General features: G+C 61.1%; 13 protein-coding genes and 1 pseudogene. 3 read left to right on the top strand and 11 right to left on the bottom strand.

The window, feature by feature from the left end:
* Positions 1-68: 68 nt before the first annotated feature.
* The 8 genes from EH199_RS23320 to EH199_RS23285 form a co-directional block, all read right to left on the bottom strand.
* A complete protein-coding gene (locus EH199_RS23320) occupies positions 69-254 on the bottom strand; it encodes an ArdC-like ssDNA-binding domain-containing protein (protein WP_370449734.1) in 186 nt (61 codons plus the stop codon).
* Positions 255-256: 2 nt separating this feature from the next.
* Positions 257-1,033 (bottom strand): ArdC family protein, encoded by a 777-nt coding sequence (locus EH199_RS23315; RefSeq protein WP_124811438.1) that lies wholly within the window; start codon positions 1,031-1,033, stop codon positions 257-259.
* A 396-nt stretch (positions 1,034-1,429) separates the two neighbouring features.
* On the bottom strand, positions 1,430-2,629 hold the full coding sequence (locus EH199_RS23310) for a Fic family protein (protein ID WP_124811437.1): 1,200 nt from the start codon (positions 2,627-2,629) through the stop codon (positions 1,430-1,432).
* 104 nt (positions 2,630-2,733) lie between these two features.
* Positions 2,734-2,991 carry a hypothetical protein gene (locus tag EH199_RS23305; protein ID WP_124811436.1) on the bottom strand — a complete coding sequence of 86 codons (258 nt, stop codon included), beginning with the start codon at positions 2,989-2,991 and terminating at the stop codon, positions 2,734-2,736.
* A gap of 108 nt (positions 2,992-3,099) precedes the next feature.
* The gene (locus EH199_RS23300) at positions 3,100-3,498 is read right to left on the bottom strand and encodes a DUF3768 domain-containing protein (RefSeq protein WP_223806894.1); all 399 of its coding nucleotides are present in this window, start codon (positions 3,496-3,498) and stop codon (positions 3,100-3,102) included.
* 329 nt (positions 3,499-3,827) lie between these two features.
* Entirely contained in the window at positions 3,828-4,226 is a 399-nt protein-coding gene (locus tag EH199_RS23295) for a hypothetical protein (RefSeq protein ID WP_124811435.1), read from the bottom strand.
* Positions 4,227-4,357: 131 nt separating this feature from the next.
* On the bottom strand, positions 4,358-4,585 hold the full coding sequence (locus EH199_RS25040) for a GDCCVxC domain-containing (seleno)protein (protein ID WP_124811434.1): 228 nt from the start codon (positions 4,583-4,585) through the stop codon (positions 4,358-4,360).
* Positions 4,578-4,946 carry a mercuric reductase gene (locus EH199_RS23285; RefSeq protein ID WP_124811433.1) on the bottom strand — a complete coding sequence of 123 codons (369 nt, stop codon included), beginning with the start codon at positions 4,944-4,946 and terminating at the stop codon, positions 4,578-4,580. The genes EH199_RS25040 and EH199_RS23285 overlap by 8 nt, the downstream gene beginning before the upstream one ends.
* Positions 4,947-5,019: 73 nt before the next feature.
* Here EH199_RS23285 and EH199_RS23280 point away from each other — a divergent pair, with 73 nt between their 5' ends.
* Entirely contained in the window at positions 5,020-5,436 is a 417-nt protein-coding gene (locus EH199_RS23280) for a helix-turn-helix domain-containing protein (RefSeq protein ID WP_124811439.1), read from the top strand.
* Between the two features lie 199 nt (positions 5,437-5,635).
* Here EH199_RS23280 and cueR read toward each other — a convergent pair whose 3' ends face one another.
* From cueR to EH199_RS23260, 3 genes are all read right to left on the bottom strand, one after another.
* Complete coding sequence (gene cueR / locus EH199_RS23270; protein WP_124811432.1) at positions 5,636-6,043, bottom strand: Cu(I)-responsive transcriptional regulator; 408 nt, start codon at positions 6,041-6,043, stop codon at positions 5,636-5,638.
* The gene (locus EH199_RS23265) at positions 6,040-8,304 is read right to left on the bottom strand and encodes a heavy metal translocating P-type ATPase (RefSeq protein ID WP_255420468.1); all 2,265 of its coding nucleotides are present in this window, start codon (positions 8,302-8,304) and stop codon (positions 6,040-6,042) included. The genes cueR and EH199_RS23265 overlap by 4 nt, the downstream gene beginning before the upstream one ends.
* A gap of 208 nt (positions 8,305-8,512) precedes the next feature.
* A complete protein-coding gene (locus tag EH199_RS23260) occupies positions 8,513-9,400 on the bottom strand; it encodes an NAD(P)/FAD-dependent oxidoreductase (protein WP_124811430.1) in 888 nt (295 codons plus the stop codon).
* 311 nt (positions 9,401-9,711) lie between these two features.
* On the opposite strand from EH199_RS23260, the gene EH199_RS23255 reads away from it, so the two are divergent.
* Together EH199_RS23255 and EH199_RS23250 are read left to right on the top strand one after the other, a co-directional pair.
* Complete coding sequence (locus EH199_RS23255) at positions 9,712-9,984, top strand: flagellar biosynthetic protein FliQ (RefSeq protein WP_223806893.1); 273 nt, start codon at positions 9,712-9,714, stop codon at positions 9,982-9,984.
* A gap of 102 nt (positions 9,985-10,086) precedes the next feature.
* Positions 10,087-10,701: pseudogene (locus EH199_RS23250) on the top strand (type II restriction endonuclease); the annotation flags it as partial.
* Positions 10,702-10,817 lie beyond the last annotated feature (116 nt).

Raw genomic sequence — 10,817 nt, 5'->3', positions numbered from 1 at the left:
TCCCGAAGATCCTGTGAAAGCGTTCGTGCCATCCATGCTGGCCTCCTGACACCAGCAGGAAGTCTGAATCACAACGGCGCCGCGAAGGGAATCCCTGACGAGTCAGTTCGTGTGGAAACCGCTCTAACGGGCCGCGCAATCGCCGAACCATCATGGTGCCAGGGCATGGTCCACGACCCTGCCCCTACCTCGATGGCCGCAACGATCTCGTTGGTGACGCGCGTATAGATATCAGTGCGATCGGTGTTGCGCATGATCAGAACTCCCGTCCCGATGCCGCGAAACACAAACGCGATCGACTGCCCGTGTGGCTGCCCCGAAGGGACTCGGCGATCCAGGAGAAGCATCGCTCGACCGCCAAAGCGGTCCTCGAAACGAGGACACTTGCAATGTTACCTACCTCGTGGGCAAGGGTCGCATAGAAGGCGTTGCCGCTGGTGAACCTGTCGAAACGCGGCATGGTGATGCTGTCGGACGCGGGAGAATAGAAAGCGCCGCCGTCCTTTTCGATGATCGCCACGCCATAGGCCCGAAACAGGGCATCAAGCTGTTGATCGCGCTGATCCCGGTTCTGGATTACCGGCTGCGGCGTGGGATATTGGCCATCGGGCAATCCCTCGATCTGCTCGACATTGAAAACGGTGTACCGCTTGAGGAATGAAATGCGCCGCTCGCTGTCGTCCTCGACGGCCTGCCCGTTCTCGTCCTTCCGGCTGATCGAACCAGCATAGACGATCCGGGTGCCTCGCTCTCCCTTCCTGACATTTGCGCCAAGTTCCAGCGCCTGCTTGAAAGTCATCCAATAGGGGTTGGCATATCCGCGCGCCATGCTCTGCGCCCACAACAGCAGGATGTTGATGCCCTGATAGTTCTTCCCGCAAGAGCGCAGCGGAAAGCTGGCGGCCGCGCTCGCCCAGCTCGGCGACCATGGGCGCATCCCCTGTTCCAGCATCTCGATGATCTGATCCGTGACGTCCTGATAGATATCCGCACGCTCGACATTGCTGCGGGTCGCTTTGCTGTTCCGTGCCATGTGGTTTCCCTTCCTGATCTGGAGCCGAAGGCGATGGCGCCATCGACTTCTGCCCACTGGCGAAGTCGGGGGGGTTGAACCGGCAATGTCAGGGCTGGTTGGCAGGGAGGGGGATCGCCCAGCTTGCACAAGCGAAGCGCGGAAAGATGGGGATACGCTGCCAACCACCAAGCGAGCGCAGCGAGACGGTCCAGCCCTTGCCGGGAAGGGGGGAGGCCGCCCCCCTTGGCGTGAAGAGAAGAATGGCCGCCCGCGGCCGCATCATGTGCGAGGATCGTCACCCGAATGGGACGAAACCGTGCAGCGGGTTCGGTCGAGCGCAGCGAGATAGAGCCGTGCCGCCAGGCCGCACCCAAAAACCGCTTCTGCTATACTATCGCGCGCTGCCGATCGGCATCATCGTCCTCGGCTTTTATCCGGGGCAGGGGGCTTGGACCTATCTTGCGTGGGCAGGGTCAGACCGTCTTCAAAGGGCCTGCCGGCACGAATATTCGCGGCAATGGATGTGCGCGCCGCGTCGATCGTGCCCTCCATCAAACGGGGGCCATCGCCACGCTGACGCGAGACCGCCTGCACCTGGTCCACAATCGCTTGCGCGCCGGCAAGATGGGGATCGGATCGATTTTGCTCGGCCGCATTTTTAAGGAACAGGTCGGCAAGCCGGTCATGGGCTGGCGATTGGCCCGGTGGCAGCACGGGCCGCTCCAAAGAACGAACCGCACGTTGCACCTGGGCGGGCTGCTGGGCATTGATCCGCGTCGCCAAGGCCGCTCCGATCTCGCGCACACGCTGCAAGGGGGTCTGCTTGTCGGAAATCACCGCATCGACATCCCTCTGCCCGAGATAGATGAGCAAATGGGACTGATAAACCGGCCCTTTGGCATGGCGCATATAGGCCAATTCCATACGCGCAGCGGCGATCTGGCTTGCTGGCGCACTATCCTTCACCAATTTTTGCAAGCGATCGGCCGCCTCGGTCCTTGCCGCGGGCAAATAGCGCTCCAGCTCGCTTCGCGCCTTGTCCAATGACAGGCGATAGCGTTGCCCGGTCGGCGGATCGCGCGGGGGCAGGAACGCCATGCCTCCCGGCCCTGTGCGAGGCGTGACGGGTTCATCCCGTTCATGCGCGGCGGCGGCCAGGACTGCGCTCAAGGGACGATGATCGCCGGTGGTGAAACCATGGCGCGACGCATCCATCCACATTTGCCTGTCGATGCTGGCGATCCGGAGGGAGTGGCCAGCATCGCGCGCAACCTGCGCCGCATGATGTCGCATCGTGCGTCCATTGCCCTCGCGGAAGGGATGGACGGCGTTCAGTTCGTTGAGATGATGCCCCAGACGATCGTAAAATTCTTCACGGGGCAGCCCCTTGAGATGGCTTTGGCTCGCCAAATCCTTGAACACCGCAGCCAGAGCATTGGCCACATAGGGGGCGTGGGCGAACAGGCTTCCCCCTTTGCCGATATTGACGGTTCGGTCTTCACCCGCCCAGTCATAGAGATCTTGGAAGAGATGCTTGTGCAACGCCCTGTAGCCATCGGCATCAAGCGGAAAGGCCATGCGCGCGGCTTCTCGGCCGCGCGCATGGGTCAGCATGCGTTCCGCTTGATTTAGCGATCCGTCGTCTGTCAGCCCCAGCCTGTTCCTGAGCGTGGCCGTGCCAGGATACAGATAAGGGTCTTGGTCGGTGCCCACTGACGTTAAGCGGGCGGTTCGGCAGGGCCATTCTGCACAAGGCCCTGGACGATCTTGGACACGAGAGCGGGCGGAACCGCCTCCTCCAGCAGCATATCGAAAAGCTCTGCCTCGTTCGGAGCAAGAGCCATGTCCTCGATGGCGAGATTGGCGCGGGAGTCCGCGTCATCCTGCCGCCATTGCTCGACCTCATCGGGAGTGCCTCGGACATAATCCATGGCGCGGACCTGCGCCCGAACGGCTTCAATATCGAACTGCATCATGGTGTATTTCATCGCCACCAACATAGTCCAGAATGGAGCGAAAAGACAATGAATCGCTGCGCTCCCGGCGTTGCGATCCGCCGCCTCGCACAGCGAGGCGGCGTCCGATCAATATTCTTCGGCCAGCATGATGGTCAGCACCCGTGTCGTTTGATCGCTATCCCAAGGGGCCTCGCTCCCGAACTCCAACTGCTTGTCATAACAGTCGATTTTCCAGAACGCCGTCTCGCTGATGGATTTCTCGTCCGCTGGCCGAGCTTGCACCCAATCTCCCGAACGGAGCCGATAGATTGCTCCGAAATCATGCTCCCCATGCGGATCATTGCCTTCGTGAAAATGGTCGAAAGCCAACATTACCTGCATGGCGGCATGACGATCATGATCCTCCAGCGCAGCAAAGCCGATAGTCATGTTGGCCCGGCACGCTACGCCGGGGTTCTGGCGCGCCATATCGTTGAGCAGCCGAACGCGATCGGTCTTCTCCGCATCGGTCAATTCCATGGACATGATGTGATCCTCCTAGTCAGCAGGCCGAAAGGCCACGGCCTCACGGCCCTGCCGTTCCGGCGAGGAACGGGTTGGGGAGGGGGAGCAAAAATCGACCGCCGGCGCGGGCGAGCCGGTTAGCCTGGTCGGCACCCGCAGGGGGACGGGCACCGGGATTAGCGGATTACACGGGCGGCCTATTTTTGTTCGGGAACGAAAGGGCAGCGCCCTTGGCGTTCCCCGCTATTTCCTAACCGAGCCGTTACACGATAAAGCGCGGAGGCAATCGCCTACCGCCTATAAAGTGGTTGAGGCCAAAGATCGGTCGGGCAATTTCGTTACTCAGGGGCCTAACAGTTTCTGTCAGGGATCAATGCGCAGGGTAGTGAGTCACCCAAAGCGTTTCGCCACGACGATCGCGGATGGAGGCTGAGAGCCGATTGCATCGCCTCCGGGATCGAGACGTTGGAGGAATGCGGTCGGTCTTTCACGACGAGCTTGGCGACAAGATGGGTATGTGGGCCGATGGGGGACTTGCCGTCAGCGGTCGGGATTGGGTGATAGACCTCGACACGACCAGCAGGCGAAAGCAAGACGCGGCGCGGCTGCGCGCGCAACACCTCCGTCATCACACCATCCGCATCGAGAAGCTCAAGCTCGCGCAGGATGGAGGCAAGTTTGCCGATGCTCCAGCCATTGGCAGGGTCGGCCGCCAAATCCGCCAGCAGATCGAAGCTTACTTCGTTCATGGAATGGCACGCCATGGCAGCACGAAGGCCAGATCCTCATGGGAGCCATAATGGCCAATGACCGTGTAATGGCGTGCAAGCCCTTCCGGCGATAGTATTTCCTGCGGCGGGCCGTCCCCGACCACCGGAAACTAGCTGCAACAGCCTGCTCCCTTGCCTTCGATCTGGATCGGTGGACAAGGAACGGTTCCATACGAACAGAATACGCAACAATCGCCGGGTTTGGGCCGGAGCACGGCGTTGCAGCCCGAACAATCATAGAAAAACTGGCAGGCGTTCGTTGGCATCTGCTCGGTCTTCACCGTGCCGCACTCTGGACAAGTGATCGTCGACCTTAGTTCCGGGGTGATGTCAGACATAGGCATAGCCCAGCCAGAGCAGCGCGGCACCGATCAGCAGGCCGGTAAGCGTGATGAGGCGCGTGGCGAGAGAGGTGCATGGGCCGCCCGGTGCGCAGCGGGCAGCGACGGCTTGCTGACGTACGAGAAGTACGGCGCCTGCAACCAGGCATAAGGCGCCTATCCCGAGCAGCGGCGCCCGATAGGGGAGCGCGGTCATAGCGATTCCGGCGAGCCATGCCGATCCGATGCCAACGGAAGCCAGCAGCATCGGCAGGGCGCAGCACGCTGCGACGCCGAAACCGGCTGCGATCCCGCCGAGAGTGAGAGACGCGGTTCCCAATCCCTTCGGCGAAGGGGGGCTGGGAGAAGGTTCAGACATGGCGACTCCTTGAGAGCTGTTCGATCTTGTCCTAGCGTCTGTAGCGACTACAGACTCAAGCAGTATTTTGATGATGACGGTATCGCGCACCACCATCCCGATTGGCGAACTTTCGCAGCGCACGGGCTGCAACATCGAGACGATCCGCTATTATGAGCGCATCGGCCTGCTTCCGGTGCCGCTGCGTCGTGGTCGATATCGCGCCTATGGACCGTCGGATGTGCGGCGCCTGTCGTTCGTGCGACGTGCGCGCGAACTGGGTTTCCCAATCGACTCGGTGCGGGCGCTGCTGGCGCTTGCCGACGGTGGCGCTGCCTCGTGTGCGCAGGTGCGTGATCTGGCGAGCGAGCATCTACGGGATGTCCGCGTGAAAATTGCCGACCTCCGCCGCATGGAGCAAGTGCTCGGCGACACCGTTGAAGCCTGCGAGGCGGACGACACTGTGAGCTGTCCCTTGCTGGAGACGCTTTGCGCATCGGAAGCGCCGTGAATCCTGAGGTTGTCCGATCCGGTCAGGCAATCGATTGTGATGCCAGGTCGTTTCCGGCGTCGCACTTGGCAGCCGCGGACCTGCGCTCGGAATAGCGATCGACAAGCTGTTCCGCGTGGCCGCGCGTCAGCACGGTGACCCGCGAAGTTGGCAGGATGCGCGCTGCACGAGTGAGTGGGCATGCTGCGCTCACAGCGATCTACTGGTTTGTGAGATCAGCTCGGGATGCCAGACGGGCGAGTATCGGACATTCGGGCCGCTCATTGCCGTGGCAAGCTTTAGCCAGGTCCAGCAATGCATCGCGCATTGCGTTAAGCGCATCCGCCTTCCGGCCGAGGTCTGCGGCCCGCGATTCGGCCAGCGCCTTAACCTCCGCGCTTGCGCGACCACGATCGGACCAGAGACCAAGTAGCACCCGGATTTCTTCGATCGGAAAACCAAGGTCGCGGGCATTGGCGATGAAACGCAGTACATGCACGTCCGGGTCCGAATAGTCCCGATAGCCGCCATCGCGCCGCGGTGGCGGTGGGATAAGTCCGATCTTCTCATAGTGCCGGATCATCCGCTGCGAGACGCCACTCACTGCAGATGCGCCACCGATGTTCACAGTGCCACCCGGTTAAGGCGCAGCGCATTGGTGACGACGCTGACGGACGAGAGGGCCATCGCTGCTGCGGCGATAATGGGCGACAGAAGAATGCCAAACACCGGGTAGAGCAAACCTGCGGCGATCGGGACGCCTGCGGCATTGTAGATGAAGGCAAAGAAGAGGTTCTGGCGGATATTGGCCATCGTCGCCTCGCTCAGCCGTCGTGCGCGCAATATCCCATTGAGATCGCCTTTGAGCAGCGTCACGCCTGCGCTTTCGATGGCGACGTCCGTTCCCGAACCCATTGCGATGCCGACGTCGGCCGCCGCGAGCGCTGGCGCATCGTTCACTCCATCGCCCGCCATTGCAACCACGCGGCCTTCGCGCTGCAAGCGCAGAACGACTGCGCTTTTTTGATCCGGGAGAACTTCGGCTTCAACCGCGTCGATACCCAGTTTACGAGCCACTGCTTGAGCTGTCGTTCGATTGTCGCCGGTCAGCATGACGACGCTGATGCCTTCCTTTCGCAGCGCCGCCAGCGCTTCAGCAGTTGTTGCCTTGATAGGATCTGCAATTGCGAGAATTCCTGCGACGCGGCCATCGACCGCCGCGAAGATTGCAGTGGCGCCGTCCGCCCGCATGTCATCTGCCTGCGTGGCTGCTGTCGATACATCGATGCCATTCTCGTTTAGATAAGCTCCAGCACCCAAGAATATGCGCTTGCCACCGACGGTGCCGACAGCGCCTTTGCCCGTGGGCGAGTCGAAATCCGAAACTTCAGGAATGTCGAGCTGGCGGAGCTTGGCCGCCGCGACGATCGCAAGCGCCAAGGGATGTTCGGATGCCCGTTCGACGGCAGCGGCCAACCGAAGAATATCATCCTCCGAAAAGCCGTCCACCGCCACGATGGCGGTCACAGAAGGGCGACCCTCGGTCAGGGTGCCGGTCTTGTCGACGACGATCGTATCGACCTTCTCCATTCGCTCGAGCGCCTCGGCATTCTTGATCAGGACGCCAAGCCCAGCGCCGCGCCCGATACCGACCATGATCGACATTGGGGTCGCGAGCCCCAACGCGCAGGGGCAAGCAATAATCAATACCGCAACCGCCGCAACGAGGCCGTGTGCCAATCGCGGCTCTGGACCCCAGATTGCCCAACTCGCGAAGGAGAGCAGAGCGATGCCGAGCACGGCGGGTACGAACCAGCCAGCGACCTTGTCAGCCATTCGCTGGATAGGAGCGCGCGATCGCTGTGCATCGGCGACCATTTGAACGATCCGCGCCAGCATTGTATCGCGGCCGACCTTGTCGGCGCGCACGATGAGCGATCCCGTCTGGTTTACCGTTCCAGCAACGACATTGGCGGCCACGGTTTTTGTCACCGGCATGGATTCGCCCGTCACCATCGACTCATCGATGGACGAGCGCCCCTCCTCGACGATGGCATCTACGGGTACTTTTTCGCCGGGGCGGACCCGGAGTCGGTCGCCGACAGCGATCAGGTCGATCGCGACTTCTTCGTCATTCCCGTCCGCCATAATCCTGCGCGCGGTCTTGGGAGCGAGATTGAGGAGAGCCTTAATCGCGCCCGAGGTACGCTCGCGAGCGCGCAACTCAAGAACCTGGCCCAGGAGCACAAGGACGGTGATCACGGCAGCCGCCTCGAAATAGATCGCGACCGTGCCGTCCATCATCCGAAATGCTGCAGGAAATATGCCCGGGGCGAGTGTCGCCACCACGCTATAAGCCCAGGCCACGCCCGTCCCCATCGCGATCAAGGTGAACATGTTGAGGTTGCGCGTCCGGACAGAGGCCCAACCGCGCTCGAAAAATGGCCAGCCCGCCCAGATCACGACCGGGGTTGCCAAAGCGAACTGGAGCCAGCCCGATATGCGCTCGGAAATGAGGCCGTGCAGCGCCGGGAACAGGTGTCCGCCCATTTCCAGCACGAAGATGGGCACCGTAAGCGCCAAAGCGATCCAAAACCTGCGAGACATATCGAGCAGTTCAGCGCTTGGCCCGGTGTCTGCGGTTACAACCTCGGGCTCGAGGGCCATGCCGCAGATCGGGCATGGGCCGGGATGATCCTGACGGATCTGCGGGTGCATGGGGCAGGTCCAGATGGCGCCGGGTTGAGCCGCCGCAGCGCTCTCATTACTGCCGGACAAATAGCGCTCGGGGTCGGCGGCGAACTTGGCCCGGCATCCCGCACTACAAAAATAATATTCCCTTCCCCCATGCGAGACATGATGAGAGGTGACAGCCGGATCGACCGTCATGCCGCACACCGGATCCTTGGCCGTCTTCGAGCCTGTGGTGGCACCGTGCTTGCCCGCGCAGCAGCTATGCGCACCAGATTTGCTCTCAGGAATCGGATCAGTCACGGCTCGTCTCCTTTTCGACGAAAGACAATCTGGGGCCTGACATCATGTCAGGGTCAACCCCCGCTTCTCATATTTTTTGCATGCGCGCCCCCCGTCTCCCGGGTCATCCAGACAATCGATTGTGAATGGCAGTCGCCGCCTTGGCCGCCTGACCCGCCGCTACTGCGATTTGGTCCAGGCCTTCGACCATGTCGCCGGCGGCAAACATACCGCTGATCGTCGTTTGCTGATGCTCATCGACGACGATGCACCCTGACGGGGCCAATTCGGCACCGGCCATCCGCGCCAGTTCCGAGTGGGCGGAGGTTCCAAGAGCAACATATAGGGTGTCGAATTGGAGCGATCGGCCATCGGCTAAATGGGCGAGAAGGAATTCTCCATCAATCGAAAAATCTCGAACCGGGGCCCGTTCGACGGCAATACCGCCTCGAGCCAGATCTGCCGCCTCGGCTACCGACAATTGCGAACTGTCTTGCGCGAGCAAGGTCACGGTGTCGCTGTAGTGGCGAACGAAGAGAGCTTCGGCCGCACCATGGTCGGAGCAGCCCAACACGGCCACTCGCTTGCCGCGGACCTCATAGCCGTCGCAAATCGGGCAATAGCGTATCAATCCTCGGGCGACGCCTCGATCATGCGTTTCCTGCGCTATTCGCGGTCGATAATTTTTCACACCTTGGGCAAGCAATATCGTGCGGGTCTTGACGGCCTCGATACCCGTGGTGACCAGAAATCCCGTCCGGGCCAGTACAATCCCATTGGCTAAACCATTGGAGAGCTTCGCGCCGTACCGCGTTGCATGCTGGCGCATCCGCGACAGCAGGTCGCTGCCCGATATGCCATCTGGGAATCCGATCAGGTTGTGCGTTGCCGGGATGGAGGACGCGCGGCCATCGCCCGCATCGATGATTAGCGTGCAACGCAGAAACCGGCCCAGATAGGTGGCGGCCGTTAGGCCTGCAGGGCCGCCGCCTATGATAACGCAGTCGTACATGCATGCCTTCCGCTGACGTTGATCGTCATTGCTATTACGCGGCACGCGGCACCTGCCCTCGAAAGCAGGCGCTTCCCTGAAGAAAATGCAGGTGGCCGCGAGGGGTACGAGCCGCCGATGCGTAGTTCAGATGTAGCCCATCAACTGACAGGATGGACAAATGAGGTGCCCACGGGTCGCAGCGTGGCGCGGGGGCGAGTGGGCGTGGAGAAGACGGATCGGTAGCAAAGATCGCGCTCCACGCCACTCGCCCCGCAAGGATCGCTAGGCGCACGTCCTGGCGCCGCGACCCCGTCACCGGGGGAGGCGAATTGGAGACCTACAGTCCTTTTTCGGTTTCGATGGGCCAGGCACTCTGGGTCATCATGCTCATCGCCGGGCCTCCGCTCATTTTGATGCTGGTGGTTGGGCTCGTTATTTCAATGGTCCAGGCCGCGACATCGATCAACGAGCAGACGGTAAGCTTTGTCCCGAAGCTTCTAGCGTTCATCCTGTTTCTTGCCATCTACGGGGCGACAGTTGGCGATATCCTGATCGACTATACCCGCGACCTGTTGATGCATATTCCGGATGACATACGATGATCGCAGGCCTTTTATTAGGCCGGGCGGCTCCCGCAAAATCTGGTGGTCCGCGAAATGGAGTGCTAGCGTTGGAGGAGATTGGGGCAAAGCGGGGAGCAGGGTTTGGCAGACTTTGAATTGCTGGCGCGGCAACTGATCCAGCGATGGAAGGAAGACCCGAACGCTACCTATCAGAGCTGGTTTCTCTGGGACGAGCGCATCAAGAATTTCCGCTCGATCCGACGGGGTCTCGCCCAGGTGGTCGCTGAAATCGAAGCAGGGAGGTTCGGCGTCGCCTATCGCGGATCGTCGCTTGAAACGGTCGTTCATTCGGTCGCCGAACAACGGCAGATATTCAAAGGCGCGGATCATGCGTTTCTCTGGAAGCCAAAATTGCGCATCCCTGACATCTACGAAAACCCGGCGAACCAGCGCGCTTTTGGCCGGCTGCTCGATCATTGTGCCTGCTGTGACACCGCTGAAGAAATTATCGCTGGTATCCACACCATTGATCGTTTGAACATCAAGGGGCTCGGGCCTGCGGTCGCCAATCTCCTCTATTTCCTGCATCCCACGTTGGTGCCCCCGTTCAACACCGCGATCGTTAGCGGCTATAACAAGTTGACGGGCGGAAAGGTGAAGCTGGGTAGCTGGCAGCATTTTCTCGCGATGCGGTCGGGCGTTCTCGACCTGAATGAGCGGTTCCGCGATTTGCTGTCCAACGATCTGTCCGTCGTCAGAACATTTGGCGCAACTCGCGGCGTAGATTAGCGGAGTGCGGGCGTCGTCTGGGGGTTGATGTTAGGCGGCGAGCTTGCGGTGTTGCAAGCGTCGATGCTCGATGGTCTGCCGTT

This window comes from Novosphingobium sp. LASN5T, assembly GCF_003856955.1.
In the GTDB taxonomy this organism is placed as follows: Bacteria; Pseudomonadota; Alphaproteobacteria; order Sphingomonadales; family Sphingomonadaceae; genus Novosphingobium.
This window is presented reverse-complemented; position numbering and strand designations above follow the sequence as displayed.

Excerpts from the sequence above, each read along its gene's own strand:
- EH199_RS23300 (WP_223806894.1), bottom strand. The coding sequence starts at position 3,498 with ATGTCCATGGAATTGACCGATGCGGAGAAGACCGATCGCGTTCGGCTG.
- EH199_RS23260 (WP_124811430.1), bottom strand. The coding sequence starts at position 9,400 with ATGTACGACTGCGTTATCATAGGCGGCGGCCCTGCAGGCCTAACGGCC.
- EH199_RS23320 (WP_370449734.1), bottom strand. The coding sequence starts at position 254 with ATGCGCAACACCGATCGCACTGATATCTATACGCGCGTCACCAACGAG.
- EH199_RS23305 (WP_124811436.1), bottom strand. The coding sequence starts at position 2,991 with ATGATGCAGTTCGATATTGAAGCCGTTCGGGCGCAGGTCCGCGCCATG.
- EH199_RS23265 (WP_255420468.1), bottom strand. The coding sequence starts at position 8,304 with ATGACGGTCGATCCGGCTGTCACCTCTCATCATGTCTCGCATGGGGGA.
- EH199_RS23315 (WP_124811438.1), bottom strand. The coding sequence starts at position 1,033 with ATGGCACGGAACAGCAAAGCGACCCGCAGCAATGTCGAGCGTGCGGAT.
- EH199_RS23295 (WP_124811435.1), bottom strand. The coding sequence starts at position 4,226 with ATGAACGAAGTAAGCTTCGATCTGCTGGCGGATTTGGCGGCCGACCCT.
- EH199_RS23285 (WP_124811433.1), bottom strand. The coding sequence starts at position 4,946 with ATGTCTGAACCTTCTCCCAGCCCCCCTTCGCCGAAGGGATTGGGAACC.
- EH199_RS23280 (WP_124811439.1), top strand. The coding sequence starts at position 5,020 with ATGACGGTATCGCGCACCACCATCCCGATTGGCGAACTTTCGCAGCGC.
- EH199_RS23310 (WP_124811437.1), bottom strand. The coding sequence starts at position 2,629 with ATGCTGACCCATGCGCGCGGCCGAGAAGCCGCGCGCATGGCCTTTCCG.
- EH199_RS25040 (WP_124811434.1), bottom strand. The coding sequence starts at position 4,585 with ATGTCTGACATCACCCCGGAACTAAGGTCGACGATCACTTGTCCAGAG.